The 17,984-nt window shown below is 41.1% G+C and carries 12 protein-coding genes; 10 read left to right on the top strand and 2 right to left on the bottom strand.

All coding sequences use genetic code 11. The annotated features are described in order from the left end of the window. The first annotated feature begins 16 nt into the window (after window positions 1-16). The 10 genes from N8A89_RS01210 to fsa all read left to right on the top strand — a co-directional run bounded on the left by N8A89_RS01210 (window position 17) and on the right by fsa (window position 15,007). Entirely contained in the window at window positions 17-1,180 is a 1,164-nt protein-coding gene (locus N8A89_RS01210; RefSeq protein ID WP_281540624.1) for a glycosyl hydrolase family 17 protein, read from the top strand. Window positions 1,181-1,286: 106 nt separating this feature from the next. Further along, window positions 1,287-2,705 (top strand): glycoside hydrolase family 30 protein, encoded by a 1,419-nt coding sequence (locus tag N8A89_RS01205; protein ID WP_281540623.1) that lies wholly within the window; start codon window positions 1,287-1,289, stop codon window positions 2,703-2,705. Between the two features lie 38 nt (window positions 2,706-2,743). Then, the gene (locus N8A89_RS01200) at window positions 2,744-5,119 is read left to right on the top strand and encodes an MFS transporter (protein ID WP_281540622.1); all 2,376 of its coding nucleotides are present in this window, start codon (window positions 2,744-2,746) and stop codon (window positions 5,117-5,119) included. Between the two features lie 20 nt (window positions 5,120-5,139). After that, window positions 5,140-6,048 (top strand): glycoside hydrolase family 17 protein, encoded by a 909-nt coding sequence (locus N8A89_RS01195; RefSeq protein WP_281540621.1) that lies wholly within the window; start codon window positions 5,140-5,142, stop codon window positions 6,046-6,048. A gap of 540 nt (window positions 6,049-6,588) precedes the next feature. Further along, the gene (locus N8A89_RS01190; RefSeq protein WP_281540620.1) at window positions 6,589-7,812 is read left to right on the top strand and encodes a sulfite oxidase; all 1,224 of its coding nucleotides are present in this window, start codon (window positions 6,589-6,591) and stop codon (window positions 7,810-7,812) included. Then, window positions 7,809-8,270 carry a monoheme cytochrome C gene (locus tag N8A89_RS01185; RefSeq protein WP_281540619.1) on the top strand — a complete coding sequence of 154 codons (462 nt, stop codon included), beginning with the start codon at window positions 7,809-7,811 and terminating at the stop codon, window positions 8,268-8,270. Before N8A89_RS01190 ends, N8A89_RS01185 begins: the two co-directional genes overlap by 4 nt. 23 nt (window positions 8,271-8,293) lie before the next feature. Next, window positions 8,294-9,169 (top strand): sterol desaturase family protein, encoded by an 876-nt coding sequence (locus tag N8A89_RS01180; protein WP_281540618.1) that lies wholly within the window; start codon window positions 8,294-8,296, stop codon window positions 9,167-9,169. A gap of 87 nt (window positions 9,170-9,256) precedes the next feature. Next, complete coding sequence (locus N8A89_RS01175) at window positions 9,257-12,070, top strand: TonB-dependent receptor (protein ID WP_281540617.1); 2,814 nt, start codon at window positions 9,257-9,259, stop codon at window positions 12,068-12,070. 237 nt (window positions 12,071-12,307) lie between these two features. Next, window positions 12,308-14,338 carry a transketolase family protein gene (locus N8A89_RS01170; RefSeq protein ID WP_281540616.1) on the top strand — a complete coding sequence of 677 codons (2,031 nt, stop codon included), beginning with the start codon at window positions 12,308-12,310 and terminating at the stop codon, window positions 14,336-14,338. A gap of 15 nt (window positions 14,339-14,353) precedes the next feature. Continuing rightward, window positions 14,354-15,007 carry a fructose-6-phosphate aldolase gene (gene fsa, locus N8A89_RS01165; RefSeq protein WP_281540615.1) on the top strand — a complete coding sequence of 218 codons (654 nt, stop codon included), beginning with the start codon at window positions 14,354-14,356 and terminating at the stop codon, window positions 15,005-15,007. Between the two features lie 119 nt (window positions 15,008-15,126). Here the strand turns inward: fsa and N8A89_RS01160 are convergent, their stop codons facing one another. Both N8A89_RS01160 and N8A89_RS01155 read right to left on the bottom strand, forming a co-directional pair. Next, a complete protein-coding gene (locus tag N8A89_RS01160) occupies window positions 15,127-16,737 on the bottom strand; it encodes an alanine/glycine:cation symporter family protein (protein ID WP_281540614.1) in 1,611 nt (536 codons plus the stop codon). Between the two features lie 117 nt (window positions 16,738-16,854). Further along, window positions 16,855-17,967, bottom strand: coding sequence for a hypothetical protein (locus N8A89_RS01155; RefSeq protein ID WP_281540613.1), 1,113 nt, complete (start codon window positions 17,965-17,967; stop codon window positions 16,855-16,857). Between the last annotated feature and the right edge of the window lie 17 nt (window positions 17,968-17,984).

Raw genomic sequence — 17,984 nt, 5'->3', positions numbered from 1 at the left:
GAAGGAGATTAAAAGTATGAAGGCAAAACAACTATTGGGAAACCCAAATTATTTGGCGATGTCTTACGGCGGGTACAGAGATGCAGACCATGATATAGAACCCACCATAAAGGAATTAAAGGAGGACATAAAAATTATGGCCGCTATGGGCGTTAGGGTAATACGGACGTATAAAGTTCATTTACCCCATGCCAGTAATGTTTTAAAAGCGATCAGTGAGTTAAAAAAGGAGGATGCCGCCTTCGAAATGTACGTGATGCTGGGCGCCTGGATCGATTGTAAAAATGCGTGGACTGATATGGAACCAGACCATGATCTAGAAAGTGAAAGAAACGCGGTCGAAATTGAAACCACGGTCAAATTGGCCAAACAATATCCTGATATCGTAAAGGTCATTGCGGTAGGTAATGAGGCCATGGTAAAGTGGGCGACCAGCTACTATGTGCAGCCATCGGTCATCTTAAAATGGGTCAAACATTTGCAGGAACTAAAGAAATCTGGAGAACTTCATAAAGACTTGTGGATTACATCGTCTGATGATTTTTCGTCATGGGGTGGTGGTGACCCTGAATACCATACGCAGGACCTGGAGGATTTGATAGCGGCGGTGGATTATATTTCCATGCATACCTATCCTTACCACAATACCCATTACAATCCGGAATTTTGGCGTGTTCCCCAACATGAGGAGAAGCGTTCGGATAGCGCTAAGATTGAGGCAGCGATGATTCGCGCACGGGAATTTGCCAAGGGGCAGTACGATAGTGTTTCCCGTTACATGAAAAGTTTAGGTATTAATAAACCGATACACATTGGGGAAACCGGTTGGGCAACGGTTTCAAATGGATTTTACGGTCCTACGGGTTCAAAGGCCACAGACGAGTATAAAGAGGCTAAATACTATCACATGATGCGCGATTGGACAAATGCTGCCGGGATATCTTGTTTCTATTTCGAGGCTTTTAATGAACCTTGGAAAGATGCTGAAAATCCTTACGGGTCCGAAAATCACTTCGGTCTAATAAAAGTGAATGGAGAGGCTAAATACGCCCTGTGGGACATGGTGGATGCAGGAATCTTTGAAGGCTTGACCCGTAACGGAAATCCTATCACCAAAACTTATAACGGAAATAAGGAGGAATTAATGAAAGAGGTGTTGGTGCCGCCAACATCTAGATAATATGATTTTAAAATAACGGATTTTGATAAAAGCTCACTTTAGAAATATCATAAGTTACCTTTGGGTAATAAGTGCTATACTAATGATGGGTTGTAAAAAAGAACACATGCAGTTGAAGGTGGCTGTTTACGAAACTTCTGCAAGGGGTAATAAATTAACTCAAATTTTTCCGGGTTCATCCGTTAAGAAGGCTTCCATAATAAGGTTGTTGCCATCAGAAAAGTTTCAAACCATTACTGGTTTTGGGGGTTCTTTTACCGAAGCATCAGCATATTTATTGAATCAGCTGAGTAAAAAAAACAGGAAAAGGATTTTAAGAGCATATTTTGGAGAGGAGGGGGCAAGATATTCCTTGACACGAACCCATATGAATTCATGCGATTTTTCCTTGGGACACTATTCTTACGCTCCAGTCGAGGGAGATACTGAGCTAAACCATTTTTCGGTAGGCGAAGACCGGAAAGATATTATTCCTATGATTAAAGAGGCCATGGCAATATCCAAGGACGGATTCAAAATTTTGTCCTCCCCATGGACTGCACCTCCTTGGATGAAAGATAACAAAGCCTGGGTAGGTGGAAAATTATTGCCAGAGTATCGAGACACGTGGGCGCTGTTCTTTTCAAAATATGTAGATTGCTACAAAGCTGAAGGTATCGATATCTGGGGGTTTACAGTTGAAAATGAACCCTTGGGCAATGATGGAAATTGGGAAAGTATGCACTACACTCCGGAGGAGATGACCGAATTCGTACAAAATTACCTCGGTCCCAAACTCGAATCTGATGGCCATGAGGTAAAGATTCTAGGTTACGACCAAAACCGAGAACATTTAAAGGAATGGGTCGACGTGATGTATGAAAACGAAGCGTCGGCAAAATTTTTTGACGGTACGACCATTCATTGGTATGCCAGCACCTACGAAGTTTTTCCGGATACCTTACAATATGCCCACCTGAAAGCTCCCAATAAACACTTAATCCAAACAGAAGCTTGTGTAGATGCAGAGGTTCCTAAATGGAACGATGATGCGTGGTATTGGTCCAAAGAGGCAACAGACTGGGGCTGGGATTGGGCACCGGAAGACCAAAAATACTTGCATCCAAAATATGCGCCCGTTAATAGGTATGCGCGCGATATCATCGGATGCCTCAACAATTGGGTCGATGGCTGGATTGACTGGAACTTGGTACTCAATAAGCAAGGAGGCCCGAACTGGTTCCAAAATTGGTGCGTGGCACCGATTATAGTAGACCCTGAAGCAGATGAGGTCTATATTACCCCCATTTACTATACTTTAGCGCATTTCAGCAAATACATAAGACCGGGAGCAAAAAGGATAGGATTTGAAAATTCTGATGCTTCTCTTATGGCCACAGCTGCCCAAAATCCAAATGGATCTATTGCAGTGGTGGTTTTTAATGAGGGTGTTGAGGCCAAGAGCATGAAGTTGTCCCTGGGCGAAAGAAACATTGCTATACCGATAAGTGCTCAAGCTATTCAAACGATATTGATTGATGCTTAAATAGTAATTTTTAAGAGTGACTAACTAAACCAAATAATATGTCAACACAAAAACTCGAGGTAAGAAATAAAGTGCCATTTGGCCAAAAAGTGGCTTTTGGGGTAGGCATGTTTGCAAATCAAATGTTTCCTGCCATTCTGGGAATATTTATGGTAGTCCTTGTACAATCGTTTGGATTTAATGGTTGGTTGTGGTCTCTTGTTTATTTTTTTCCAAGGATTTTCGATTCTATTACGGACCCTATTATGGGCTTTATTTCCGATAATACTAAATCTAAATGGGGTAGACGGAAGCAGTATGTGTTAATTGGCGCCATTTTAATGGGTGTCGCCTTTACCTTAATGTGGCAGTTATATACCTATGATTCCTTACAATATAATTTTTGGTATTTCTTTTTATGGTCCATTGTATTTTATTTAGGCCTTACATTTTTTAGTGTACCCTATGTGGCTATGGGCTATGAAATGAGTGATGATTTTCACGAAAGAACCAATATTATGGCCGTAGCTCAATGGATTGGCCAGTGGGCATGGGTTATTGCCCCTTGGTTTTGGGTGATTATGGATGATCCCGATTGGTTTCCCTCTCAGGACGTTGCCGTTCGCGAATTGGCCATATGGGTGGCGGTACCTTGTGCAATTGCCGCCATGGTGCCCGCTATTTTTATTAAAAGTAAATCTACCCTAGAGGAAAATTATGAACCACTGACCGTCTCCAACATTGGTGGTAGTCTAGTACAAATTTGGGAAAGCTTTAAAGATGCATTTAAAATCGAAGAGTTTAGAAGGATATGCGGTGCTACCTTCTTGATTTTTAATGCGTTCAACACCGTAGCTGCATTAACTTATTTTGTAATTGTTTATCGATTATTCAATGGTGATGCCGCCGCCACAGGTATTTGGGTTGCATTATTTGGTTGTATTGGAGCCTTGGGAACGACCTTCATCGTTATTCCAGCTGTTGCCTGGATGTCAAAAAAAATGGGCAAGAAAAAAGCATTTATGTTGGCTCAAGGTATTTCTCTCGTTGGGTATATTATGATGTACTTTCTTTTTGTACCGGGAAAACCTTGGCTTTATATTATTGCACTACCCTTTTTCTCTTTTGGTATAGGAAGCTTGTTTACCATTATGATGTCAATGACAGCTGATGTAATCGATATAGATGAATTAAATTCTGGAAAAAGACGAGAAGGTATTTTTGGTGCGATTTATTGGTGGATGGTTAAAGTTGGCTTTGCAATAGCTGGCGCGCTAAGTGGTGTAATCATAGGGGTGGTAGGCTTTAATCCAGAATTAGCAACGACGGAGCAACAAACAGCAGTTGATGGTCTACATGCTTTCTTCTGCTTTTTTCCAGCGGTAGGGACGATTATCGCGATGCTCATAATGAAGAATTATGATGTTTCTGAAGAACGTTCAAATGAGATACGTAAAGCATTGGACGATAAAAAAGCGGCAAAACTTGCTAGTTACGCCAAGATGCGAGAATTATCTGATATCGATTTAAATTTGTTATCGGAACAGGAGATTAAACTAAAATACCCAAGCTTTTTTACCACGGCTGTTGACTTTGGGAAATTGAGTCAGAAAGAGGTAAAAAGAGAATTTAAGCGGGTTTTTGAAAACGGAATGACCGGTATTTGTTTCAGTGCCTACGAACCCGGGCAGTCACCTGGTGATAATATCACAGAAGGTCAAATAAGAAAACGTTTAGAAGTACTAAAGGGACATACCCAGTGGATACGGATTTTTTCTTGTACAAACGGACACGAACTAATTCCTAGAATAGCCAAGGAACTAGGTTTTAAAACACTAATGGGGGCTTGGATAAGTAATGATTTAGATCAGAACCAAAAAGAAATTAAATCCTTGGTTGAATTAATAAATGATGGGGTTGTGGATATTGCTGCCGTTGGTAATGAGGTATTGTACAGAAATGAATTGAATGAACAAAACGTCATTGAATACATCAATCAAGTTAAAAATCAAAGCAATGGAACGCCTGTTGGGTATGTGGATGCCTACTACGAATTTATCAATAAGCCAGAACTTACCAATGCATGCGACGTTATCTTGGCGAATTGCTATCCTTTTTGGGAAGGGGCAAATGACAAAGTAGCCGGCTTTCACTTACAGGAAATGTATCATAGAACCCTTGAAGCCGCTAAAGGCAAAAAGGTTATCATAGCTGAAACGGGATGGCCAAGTAAGGGGCAAGCGGTACATGGAGCCTATCCTTCAGAGGAAAATACAATGAAGTATTTCATTAAAACACAGTTATGGGCACAAAAGGAGCAGGTAGATATGTTTTATTTTGCCTCTTTTGATGAATCATGGAAAATTCATTCAGAAGGTTGGGCCGGAACCTCGTGGGGATTATGGGATAAGGACGAAAATTTTAAATTCAATTAGAGTACTTCAATACAAAGAATATGTCATATAGAGAAGGTCATCATTTTACCCGTGCCAAGAACAATTATAGTGGACATACGGGAGTAGATTTTAATAAGGTCACAAAGAGCGGACTAAAGGATTTATGGTTAGAAACCTTACAAAATGGAATGCACGGGCTTTGCTTCAGCATGTATGAAGACGGGCAAAAACCAGGTGATATCATTACCGCAGAACAAGTGGTTCGACGTATAAAAATAATAAAGCCCTACACAAAATGGGTCCGCTCATTTTCTTGTATTGAGGGCAATGAACATATCCCGAAAAGCGCTAAGGAAAATGGACTTAAAACCATGGTCGGGGCTTGGTTAAGTGAAGATTTAGAACTTAACGAAAAAGAGATTGAGGAATTGATTGCCCTTGCCAAGTCAGGTTATGTTGATATTGCGGCGGTGGGTAATGAAGTGTTGTACCGTAACGATTTAACCAAAGAACAGTTGTTGGAGTATATACGGCGTGTTAAAGATGCAATTCCTGAAGTTGAGGTTGGGTATGTAGATGCCTACTATGAATTTTCGGTACATCCAGAGCTGGTAGACGTTTGTGATGTAGTATTAGCTAACTGCTATCCTTATTGGGAGGGTTGTCCACAAGAGTTTTCCTTAAATCATATGCAACAAATGTTCGGACAGGCCACAGATGCGGCTAGAGGTAAAAAAGTTATTATTACGGAAACAGGTTGGCCAAGTAATGGGGAAAGTCTCCGTGGTGCTCATTCTTCTGAGGAAAACGCTATGAAATATTTCATCAATAGTCAGGTTTGGTCAGAAAAAGAAAACATAGAAATGTTTTATTTTTCTTCTTTTGACGAGTCTTGGAAAACAGGAGATGAAGGAGATGTTGGGGCTTACTGGGGTCTGTGGGATAAGAATGAAAGACTAAAATTCTGATTTAAACGGCTTATTATAAAGGTTTTGATATTTAATGTTTATTTACTTAGTTCAATTGATTTGCTTTATTGACTTTTAGGTAGTCCTATCCTTCTATGGTTATTATTTAATGCTGGCCCTGCAAAAGATGAGCCCCAAGAAGAATAAATATAAGTAGTCAAATATTTTTTAAGGGAAAGTAACACTTCGATATTAGAAATTCCAAAATACCAGAAATTACCATGTCTAAATACCAAATTCCAGTGGTTTTTACTCACTTCGTCTGTCATTTATATTCACACTTATTTATTTAATCTTATAAATTGGCAATAACTGGTTTCCAAACGGTTGTTATTACTTTTTAAATTATGGGACTTATGCAATTTAATTAAATTGCATTACATCAATAGAATCGTCTTATCTAGAAAGCATGGTTATGCATAACCTGTTTTCACTTTAATAGCGAACACTTTCCTTTCAGGAATAATTTATTTATACTACCACTATTCAGGTATAGTACTTAAATTTGAGGAACACTTTTTTAGCAACTACGAAGACCAAATGGAAAGAAGAAAATTCGTCAAAAAATCGACGCTTAGCGCATTAGCTGCAGTATTGGGCACAGAAATTGTTTTTGGAGATATGTTGCCCAATGGTTATTCTATTCTCGGCCTTCAGGACCCAGATCCATTTAAGAAATTCCAGAAAGATGTGGAGATGGTACTTCTCAACGATAGGCCATTAAACATGGAGGCGCAGGCCCATCTATTGGACGATAGCATTACCCCTAATAAATATATGTTTGTCCGGAACAACGGTAAGGTTCCCGAAACCATAGATGCTGCCAATTGGAAATTGTCTTTTGATGGCGAATCGGTTCAAGAAAAGAAAAGTTACTCCCTAGAGGAACTTGAATCCAAATTCAAACACTACACCTATCAGCTCACGCTAGAGTGTGGGGGTAACGGTAGGAGCGAATTTGACCCTCCCGCAAAGGGAAACCAATGGACGGTAGGGGCGGTGTCCTGCGCTAATTGGACAGGTATACGCTTAAGGGATATACTGGCAGATGTCGGAATTAAGGAAGACGCCGTTTATGTTGCCTATCATGGGGCAGATGTTCATTTAAGCGGAGATCCTTCTAAAGAACCCATTTCGCGAGGTGTTCCAATTTCCAAAGCCATGCAGGAAGAGACGATTTTGGCATTTAAGATGAACGGAAAGGACATTCCTTTAGTACACGGATATCCCTTACGTTTGATTGCCGGGGGATTTCCAGCATCTGCTTCAGGTAAATGGGTAGACCGTATTAGTGTGCGTAACATCGTCCACGATGGCGAGAAAATGAAAGGGTCATCCTATCGGGTGCCGTGCAAACCAGTTGCTCCTGGAGAAAAGGTGAAAGATGAGGATATGTGTATTATAGAATCCATGCCGGTTAAATCGCTTATTACTTATCCAAAATCTGGAGCAATTATCAAAAAAGAAGACCGTTTAGGGATAAGGGGACATGCATGGGCCGGGGAATTGGAGGTGGAACTTATGGAATACTCTATTGATTTTGGGAGTACGTGGAAAAAAGCTTACATCGAAGCTCCTGTCAATAGGTTTGCATGGCAGCGTTTCTCGGCTTCTATAGAATTCCCAAAAGAAGGATATTACGAGGTATGGGCCAGAGCAACCGATACTCAGGGCGTTTCGCAACCTATGATTCTACCTGGTTGGAACCCTAAAGGATATTTGAACAACGCCTGCCATAGAATTGCAGTAAAAGTGAGTTTATGAAAAAAACAAAAATAAAAATAGGAGTTTTTTTAGCCCTTGTTACGCTAATCGCAATTGGCATTTATATGCTTGAGGACAGTTCTGTTTTTCAGTCCGGCATAGATAAAGATGAGTATGTAGTCCCCGAGATGGATATTAATGACCCGAACCATCCTGATTTTGATAAAATTGAAAATGGGGTTCATTTAAGAACAGGTTTTGTAGAAGGTGAAGGTTTAAGGTTGGTAATCAATAATTGCACTAATTGCCATTCCGCCAAACTGGTTACCCAGAACAGGATGTCTAAGGAAAGGTGGTTGGCGACTATTCGCTGGATGCAGGAGACGCAAAACCTATGGGATTTGGGGGTAAATGAGGAGGTTATAGTTAATTACCTGGCCAAGTACTATGCCCCGGTCAAAAACGGTAGGCGTAAAAACTTAAACAATATTGATTGGTATGAATTGGAGGGAAATTAAAGCGTTAGAAGAAAAGTAGTCTTATGCAAAAATACATCGATGCTTTTATAAAATCCTTTACAGGAACCTTGGATTGGACTATTAAATCCGTCCTTTTCGAAGTTCCATGGTATTTAAACTATTTCTGGGGACTTATTATTATCTCGCTAGTAGTATGGGGGTTGGAAATTATTTTCCCGTGGCGCAAACAGCAGTCTATTTTTAGAATGGATTTTTGGCTGGACGGATTTTATATGTTCTTTAACTTTTTCTTATTTGCGATAGCCATCAGTGGATTCTATGAACTTCTAGGCGTATTTTTTAAGGACATTGGCGTTAAGATGAAAACTTTAGCGATTTTAGATATGGGTACGTGGCCTATGTGGGCACAACTTATTTTATTTTTTGTAATACTGGATTTTGTCCAGTGGTTCACACACACTTTACTGCACAAATATTCATTTTTTTGGAAATTCCATAAGGTACACCACAGTGTAAAGGAAATGGGCTTTGCGGCTCATCTTCGTTACCATTGGATGGAAAACATCCTATATAAACCCTTAAAAACCTTTGGGGTGATGCTACTAGGAGGTTTTGAACCGGAGCAAGCTTACATTGTTCACTTTTTGGCAATTTCCATCGGACATTTTAATCATGCTAATTTGAAGATTACCTGGGGCCCACTCAAGTATGTTTTTAATAATCCGGTAATGCATTTGTACCATCATGCATACGAGCTTCCCGAGGGACGTTATGGAGTTAATTTCGGTATCAGCTTAAGTATTTGGGATTATATTTTTGGTACCCATTATATCCCAGAGGATAGCGGTACGATCCGGTTAGGTTTTCCGGGAGATGAAAATTTCCCCAAAGATTTCCTTCATCAAAATACTTATGGTTTTAAAAAAGGTCAGGACTAGCATTGTTTTATTAAAGCTAGGTGGTCAATTTTCACAGAAACCAAACAGTCTTATTATATTTGTTCGCCAAAACAAAAAGCATAGCTGATGAAACGTTCCCATGTATTTTTCTTTTTTATAATACTCTTTTTATGTGCCAGCAGTTGGGCACAAGTCTCCGTTAGTGGGGAAGTCCTGGATAAGGATGGATCGCCTTTGGACGGAGCTACCGTTAGACTTGTACCGTCCAATAGATTAACGAGTACCGATGGTAACGGAAATTTCAAAATTAATCAAGTAATGCCTGGTGACTATACCATTACAATTACTTTAATGGGTGTTGCATCTTATATGGAAGAATTGGAAGTAGGAAACGACGATATCACCCTAACGGTGGTTTTAAAAGAGGACCCTTTGCACTTGCAGAATGTGGTGGTCACCGGGAGCTTTGAACCGCGATTGCAATTGGAATCGAGTACTGCCGTAAGTATCTTGGATGCTAAGGCTATACAGCAAATTGTCCCTAGAGGTACCGCTGATTTGCTTCAGGCTGTTCCGGGAACGTTTACAGATCCATCGGCTGGGGAAGTGTTTACAAAGGTCTATACGAGGGGAGTATCTGCATCGGCGGAGGATGATATGGGGTGGTATTACATTTCTTTGCAAGAAGATGGTTTACCCGTAAGTTTGGTCCAACATTCCTATTACGGGCCAGATTTATTTCTTCGTCCGGATATCACCACGGCCAAAGTAGAGGCGATACGCGGTGGAAACGCTGCAATTACTGCTTTAAATGGTCCTGGCGGTATTTACAATTTCGTTTCTCAAGGTCCAAGAGAAAATTTTGGTGGGGAAATCCAATTATCGGGTGGTATTCAAGGAGAAGGTAATCCGCTCTACCGTGTAGACGGTACCGTAGGTGGTTCTTTTGGCAATAATTGGTTCTATAATTTTGGTGGGCACTACAGAAAGGATGAAGGTGCGAGAAATACCGACTTCACTTTCAGTAAGGGAGGTCAGGTAAAATTCAACCTTACTAAAATCCATTCTAAGGGCTATTTTAAGTTTTACGGAAAAATCCTGGATGACTTTACGAACAGGTATACGGGTGTAGCAGCGGATGATTGGACTAATCCCAAAGCGGCTTTTGGTCAGGACTTTAATTCAACAGCTTTGTTAATGCCGGCATTTTCGGCAGATATCCCCGATGGGAGAAGGCTTGCGGAAGGCGCGACCAATAATTTTGACCCATCACAAGGTGTCCATGCACAAGACCGTGCCTTTGGAGTTGATGTCTTGCAAGATTTAGGACAGGAATGGTCGCTGCGGTTCAACTTAAAACATTCACGTAAAAGTGCCAACTGGCAAACGGCCATCAGTAATGCATTTGTTTCATTAAGTAACCCCTTGGCATATTTTATTAGTGGAGCACAGTTTCCAATAGGTCAGGTAGTATTCAATGATGCGGCTACGGGGAACGAGGTGGCACGTTTGGATAATAGTGGAATACTGGCTGGGGAGTCCTTTCAATATATCGGGGATGGTACACTGCCAAACGACGCTATTATGGGCACTGCTTCTTGGTTAAAACAAAACAAATCGGACGAATGGATGAACCAAATCACCATCCGAAATCAGACTGAAAATCACGATTTTAGTTTTGGAACGGCATCGGGATTTTCAGATACCTCGCTATACACTCAAGGGAGTTTTGGGTTTGTAACCTATGAGCCCAACCCAAGGATGCTTCGTGTGACCTTGGAGAATCCCGGACAGCCCGTATTGGCATTATCGGACGAGAACGGATTAAGTAATTACGGAGGCTTATTTTTTGACAATGCTAGAGCCGATGTCAGTCAAATCGCGTTTTTTGCCAATGACCGATGGAAGATTCAGGAGCAATTGCATCTTGATGTTGGACTACGTTATGAGACCATCAAACATACAGGTAGTAAAGACCAATCGGCACCGTTTCAGGCTGATGGGGGATATGATGGCAACCCACTAACGGCCTATGACAACGGAATTTTAGCACCTACCGGTGTCAGGGACGAATTCGACTTTACTTATGATTATCTTTCGTATTCTGCGGCCTTAAACTATAAGGTTTCGGAGACCGCGGCGATTTTTACACGGTTTTCTTCTGGAAATAAAGCTCCGGAATTGAATTACTATTTCAATAACTTTTCTAATGTACCGATCAACCAAGAAGGGGAGGTGCAACGAATTCTTCAGACCGAATTGGGGATTAAATTTGACAATGAGAATTTCTCGGCAACCGCCACTGCATTTTTGAGCAAATTGAATAATGTTGGTATTGCGGATTTTGCTTTTGATGGAGACAGCGGCAGTGTATTTTACACCCCTGTTCAATTTAACGATTCAAGAACCATTGGATTGGAATGGGAAACCGCCTACACGCCTATTTCATCATTGACTTTCAGATTCAATGGTGTTCTACAGAACCCTATTGCTACTGAATGGGCGGTATATGACGCTTCCGGCTCAGTAGATACTGCCGATGACAACGTTGTTGACTATTCGGATAATACGTTGCCATTTAATCCTAAACTGATGTTTTCCCTAGGGGCGGAATATAAGAAGAGTAAGTTCAATGCTTTTCTAAAATGGCAATTCATGGGAGAACGGGAAGGAAACATAGCAAACGCATTTCAACTTCCTGCCTATAGTATTTTTAATACGGGAATCGGTTATGATATTAGTCAGCAGTTAAGGGTGGATTTTTTAGTTACCAATCTTTTCAATTCAGACGGACTGGCCAATTTCTTTGGAGCGAATAGTTTTGGGGCAAGTGCCAATGGTGCTACCAGTGATTTTATAGCGGCCAATCCCGACGCAAGTTTTGTAGTAGTACCTGTGCTGCCAAGGGGCATGATGCTACGTCTTAGCCACACGTTCTAAACGTGAGAGTTGAAATTAGTTTTTATTTAGAGTTGTTGAAACGAGGATTAGGTTCTTCACAGACCCCGTCGTAACTAAAGTCGTACGTCACGGAATAGCATCTTCTTAATGAACTAAGTTCTATGCCGATAGGTTTCATTTTTAATTTTTAATAGCGTTAGAAATCCGGTATCTTTGAAAACAAAGTTTTAAGGAATATTACAACCAAAACCTTCACCTAAAAATCAGTAAGAATCAATGAATAAAGAGTTAGATCAGTTAGCGGCCGACAATATAAGGGCCTTGGCCATAGCCATGGTAGAGAAAGCACAGTCCGGACACCCAGGTGGACCAATGGGAGGGGCGGATTACATGCATATTTTGTATTCCGAGTTCTTTAATTACGACCCTTCGGATATGCACTGGCCATTTCGCGACCGTTTCTTTATGGATGCAGGGCACCTGTCTTCACTAATGTATGCGCAATACTATCTGCTCGGTAATTTCAAAAAGGATGATATTGCTAATTTTAGGCAATGGGGCTCAGTTACTCCGGGTCACCCGGAAGTAGACGTGGCGAGGGGTATTGAGAACACTTCAGGTCCTTTGGGTCAAGGACATACCATGGGCGTGGGTGCAGCGATTGCCGCAAAATTTTTGCAGGCTCGTTTCGGCAACTGGATGAACCATAAAGTTTATGGCTTTATATCCGATGGTGGTGTCCAAGAGGAAATCTCGCAAGGCGCGGGAAGGATTGCTGGGCATTTAGGGCTCAATAATTTTATCATGTTCTATGATTCCAATGATGTGCAGTTATCATCAAAAACCGATGAGGTTACCTCTGAGGATACGGCAAAAAAATACGAGGCTTGGGGTTGGAAAGTAGTGACTATTGATGGTCATGACCACGAACAGATTAGTAAGGCTCTTACCGATGCCAATGCGGAAAAGGATAAACCTACCTTGATTATTGGTGAAACGATTATGGGTAAAGGGGCAGTCGCGGCCGATGGTACCAAATATGAGGGGTACACCGAGCTGCATGGAAAACCTATCGGTGATACCGGTGCCGACTACGGCAAGACCATGGAACATTTGGGTGCCGATGTGGATAATCCTTTCAATATTTACAATAGGGTAAGCGATTTCTACAAGGATGTCGTTGAGGGCAAAAAGAAGGCCGCAGCCAAGAAAAAAGAGGAAATTAGTGCATGGAGGACCACAAACGAGGATTTGTCCAAAAAACTGGATAATTTCTTGGACGGAAAATTACCAAAGTTGGATTTCGGCTCTATTGAACAAAGGGAAAATCAAGCAACCAGGGCCGCATCTTCCAACGTATTGAGTTATTTGGCCCAGAATGTGGAGAATATGATCGTTTCGTCCGCTGATTTATCCAATAGCGACAAAACCGACGGATTTCTAAAGAAGACCCATATTCTTAAAAAGGGCGATTTTTCAGGTGCGTTTTTACAAGCCGGTGTCGCTGAATTGACCATGGCGGCAATAGCCAATGGTATTGCCCTTCACGGAGGTGTCATACCTGTTGTAGCGACATTCTTTGTATTCTCGGATTATATGAAACCTGCCATTCGGTTAAGTTGTATACAACAGCTTCCTGTGAAATTCGTATGGACACATGATGCTTTTAGGGTAGGAGAGGACGGTCCAACGCATCAACCTGTGGAGCAAGAGGCACAAATCCGTTTGCTAGAAAAATTGCAGAACCATAGTCATGAGCAAAGCTTTGTGGCATTGCGTCCTGCTGATTCCATAGAAACGAATGTGGTTTGGAAGATGGCGATGGAAAACAACAAAACCCCAACAGGATTAATTTTATCAAGACAGGGGATTAAAGACGTGCCGGCCGAAGGTGGTTCTAGATACGACATCGCTCTAGGAGCTGAAAAGGGAGGCTATTTGGTTCATGAAGTAGAGAATCCGGATGTTGTACTAATTGCCAATGGTTCAGAAGTTTCTACATTGGTAGCAGCAGCTAAGTTATTGAAGGATAAGGATGGACTTAAGGTTAATATTGCATCAATCCCGTCCGAAGGAATATTTAGACAGCAGTCCAAAGAATACCAACACCAGGTAATACCACAAGATAAACCCATATTTGGTCTCACCGCCGGATTGCCTGTTAATTTAGAAGGCTTGGCCGGACCTAATGGAAAGGTATTCGGATTAGAGCATTTTGGGTATTCGGCCCCAGCGACGGTCTTGGATGAGAAATTCGGATTTACGGGAGAGCAGGTCTACAAGCAAGTAATCGATTTTTTAAATTAAATAAAAACACAGCATATGAAATTTTTTATAGATACAGCAAATATAGATGAGATTAAGGAAGCCCAGGATATGGGAGTTTTGGACGGGGTAACTACCAATCCTTCCTTAATGGCAAAAGAGGGTATAACAGGTACGGATAATATAATGGAGCATTACAAGAAAATTTGTGGTGTGGTAGATGGTCACGTAAGTGCGGAGGTAATTTCTACGGATTTTGACGGAATGGTCAAAGAGGGAGAGAAATTGGCTGCCTTGAATCCGCAAATTGTGGTGAAATTACCTATGATAGCCGATGGTGTGAAAGCATGCAAATATTTTTCGGACAAGGGAATAAAGACAAATGTAACGTTGGTATTTTCTCCTGGCCAAGCATTATTGGCGGCAAAAGCCGGGGCAACGTACGTTTCTCCCTTCATTGGAAGGTTGGATGATATTTCAACGGATGGATTGGGTCTTATTGCCGACATTCGATTAATCTATGACAACTACGGTTTTGAAACTGAAATATTGGCCGCATCCGTACGACACGTAATGCATGTAATCGATTGTGCAAAGCTTGGTGCAGATGTTATGACAGGACCGCTTAGCGCTATCAAGGGACTTTTAAAACATCCACTTACAGATAGTGGGCTGGAGAAATTCTTGGCGGACTACAAAAAAGGAAATTAAGACCTAATAGCTTTAATTAAAAATGCATCAGCTTTTTGAAGACTGATGCATTTTTTTATGATTTATTGTCAAACCCAGAGTGTGATATTCCACATATCTTATGGAAGACTTTTTTACTATCATCTAATAACTTTCAAATAGGTCACCAATTCCTTCCTTGCTTTAGGAAACAGGAACAACAGGCCGATCATATTGGGAAATACCAAGGCCAAAATCATAGCATCCGAGAATTTTATAACCGCATCCAGGGTTACTGCAGCCCCCAAAATGGTGAAAAGCAAAAAAATAAATTTATAGACTAGGTCACTGGTTTTACTCCTTCCAAAGAGATATTTCCAAGCTTGCAGACCGTAGTAGGACCACGACAGAATCGTAGAAAACGCAAACAACACTACGGCAAGGGCTAGCACATATGAGGAACCAGGAATGGCACTTTCAAAGGCCATTGAGGTAATATTGACCCCACCGATTCTGCTTCCATCGCTCATTAAGGCTTGTCCATCAATGACATCACCATAGGTGAAAACAGCATCCATGTTGAACATGATGATGACCAGTGCGGTCATGGTGCAGATGACCACTGTATCTATAAAAGGCTCCAATAGGCCTACCAAACCTTCTGATGCAGGGTATTTAGTATTAACCGCGGAATGCGCAATTGCTGCCGAACCTGCACCAGCTTCATTGGAAAAAGCCGCTCTTCGAAATCCTTGAATTATTACACCTATGAACCCGCCTGTTATAGTGGCCCTTGGCGAAAACGCTTCGGAAAAAATAAGCCTAAAAGCATCATCGATAAATTGGTAATTTGAAAAAATAATGAACAGGGCCGCAGCCACATAGAGAACTGCCATGAAGGGAACAATTTTTTCGGTTACCTTGGCAATTCTTTTGATACCTCCAATGATTACAATTCCGACAAGGACGGCAAACACTAGACCTACAATACTTCCAGATGCTGTGCCTGCCAAACCAAAACGTTCAATGATTTGTGCAGCTGCCTGATTGGTCTGAAAAGCATTTCCCCCACCAAAAGAGGCACCAATACATAAAACTGCAAAAATACCGGCCAACAACTTTCCAAATACTCCCAAACCATTTTCTCTTAGTCCCCTCGACAGATAATACATAGGTCCACCGAAGACATTTCCCTGGTCGTCTATGTCGCGGTATTTTACCCCTAAGGTACATTCCACAAATTTTGAGGACATCCCTAAAAGTCCTGCGAGAATCATCCAGAATGTTGCTCCTGGTCCGCCAATGGATATGGCCACGGCGACCATGGCTATATTGCCCAGACCAACGGTTCCTGAAACCGCAGTCGCTAATGCTTGAAAGTGGTTTACCTCGCCTTGGTGAGCTTCATTTTTAATAGTATCCACGATATCCCCATCTACATGATGTACGTTTTGATGAAGAACGGAATCCGATTTTTCAAGTTCATCATATTTACCACGAACCACCTGGATGGCGGTTGGAAAATGTTTGATATTCACAAAACCAAAGTAAAGGGTAAAGAAGGTTGCCCCGGATAATAACAAGATTAGCACAACGGGAATGCCGTAACCCGCAATCGTAATTTCAGCAAAAATTAAATTTTCCCACCAAATGGCCACGGGCATGAAAGCATTATTGATTTGCTCATCCAGCCCCTGTGTCTGAGCATTGGATAAAATTGAAGAAAATAGTAGTAGAGTAATGGAAAAAGGACGTTTCGTTATTGCCGACATCTTGGTTTGCTTTTGACGGCAAAATGGGACAACTATTTTTTAATCACGTTGAACGTCAGAAAAGAGTTTGAAATGTCAGTAAACAAGTTACTGACAAAACGAAGCTAAAGACTTTTATTACAGGGTAATATTCTCCGATGGAATTGCCAGTCGAATTTTACGCTCGCGTTTTTCCGACATTTCAAAAAGTATCTCCTTCAACGGATTCAGGTGGTGTTCACGTGTCCAATTTCCTTTCCCAAAAAGTCCGTCCAGCAAGGTGAAGAGCAATCGTTTTATTTCATTGTAATCATTGATGTCATAGATTTTCCGACTGCCATCAAAATTCTTTGGTTTTATTTCCAACCAACCATCTCTAGGAGATTTTTTGTTTTCTGCGAACTTATAGAGCAAACTGAAAATGGTTGGTGTCAGTTGAATTCTTCTTTTGTCGTTTCCGGAAATCCCCTGTAGTATAACGGATTTATGTCGTCTTCCATTCGATTTGTCCTTTTCAAAACTCAGTTTAATAAATTCAGGTTTTGGAAGTATGTTTTCGGATAGTTCCTTTACCCAGCTTAATGCTAGGGCAAAGAATATCATGATAAGGCATGTCTTGAAAATTGAAGAAAACAAGTTAAGATTTACAGATGCATCCGTAAGCTTATAGAACTGGGCAACTAAAGTTATTATGATGCACACTACAGAGAGCCATGCTAAAATTTTCAACCTTCTTTTCGCAAAGGATTCCCACAGGACATAACCCAAAAAAGCTAAGGTTAATACGGCATAGTACACATCCAATTCACTAATTATCGCTATGGTTCTTCCCGATATCATTTTACTGATTGTAGGGAGGATGGAAAACAGGAATGGTAGGCCTACAATGAATTTCCAATGTTTAGATTTTATAAGAGGCTCGATAGATTTTGGTATAAACCGAAACCATGGCAGGGCAAGTAGAATGAACAAACTGTTGGTAAGCGAAAGAATACTGCGCGATCCTTCCAAGAGTAGGGAATTGAAAGTAGATTCCTGATTAAAGTAAACTTCGGTTATTCCGGAAATGCTCCAGCACAGTACAGAAAGTGCTAGCCAAACTTGTCCAAAATCGTTTTGCTTCTTCCCAATATGCCACCAGATAGCAAAAAGAGAGAGGAAGGCGAATAGACATACCGCAAATTGCCACCAACCATAGAAGGTCAAAATTTCTTTGTCCTGTTGTATGGCAATGGCTAGAGTTGAAAGCATAGGTTGAAAATGGTGAA

This window comes from Maribacter aestuarii (assembly GCF_027474845.2).
Lineage (GTDB): Bacteria > Bacteroidota > Bacteroidia > Flavobacteriales > Flavobacteriaceae > Maribacter > Maribacter aestuarii.
The sequence above is the reverse complement of the archived record's forward strand: the minus strand, read 5'-3'. Positions and strand labels throughout refer to the sequence as shown.

Coding starts and splice junctions, on each gene's coding strand:
- N8A89_RS01210 (WP_281540624.1), top strand. CDS start 17: ATGAAGGCAAAACAACTATTGGGAAACCCAAATTATTTGGCGATGTCT.
- N8A89_RS01205 (WP_281540623.1), top strand. CDS start 1,287: ATGCAGTTGAAGGTGGCTGTTTACGAAACTTCTGCAAGGGGTAATAAA.
- N8A89_RS01200 (WP_281540622.1), top strand. CDS start 2,744: ATGTCAACACAAAAACTCGAGGTAAGAAATAAAGTGCCATTTGGCCAA.
- N8A89_RS01195 (WP_281540621.1), top strand. CDS start 5,140: ATGTCATATAGAGAAGGTCATCATTTTACCCGTGCCAAGAACAATTAT.
- N8A89_RS01190 (WP_281540620.1), top strand. CDS start 6,589: ATGGAAAGAAGAAAATTCGTCAAAAAATCGACGCTTAGCGCATTAGCT.
- N8A89_RS01185 (WP_281540619.1), top strand. CDS start 7,809: ATGAAAAAAACAAAAATAAAAATAGGAGTTTTTTTAGCCCTTGTTACG.
- N8A89_RS01180 (WP_281540618.1), top strand. CDS start 8,294: ATGCAAAAATACATCGATGCTTTTATAAAATCCTTTACAGGAACCTTG.
- N8A89_RS01175 (WP_281540617.1), top strand. CDS start 9,257: ATGAAACGTTCCCATGTATTTTTCTTTTTTATAATACTCTTTTTATGT.
- N8A89_RS01170 (WP_281540616.1), top strand. CDS start 12,308: ATGAATAAAGAGTTAGATCAGTTAGCGGCCGACAATATAAGGGCCTTG.
- fsa (WP_281540615.1), top strand. CDS start 14,354: ATGAAATTTTTTATAGATACAGCAAATATAGATGAGATTAAGGAAGCC.
- N8A89_RS01160 (WP_281540614.1), bottom strand. CDS start 16,737: ATGTCGGCAATAACGAAACGTCCTTTTTCCATTACTCTACTACTATTT.
- N8A89_RS01155 (WP_281540613.1), bottom strand. CDS start 17,967: ATGCTTTCAACTCTAGCCATTGCCATACAACAGGACAAAGAAATTTTG.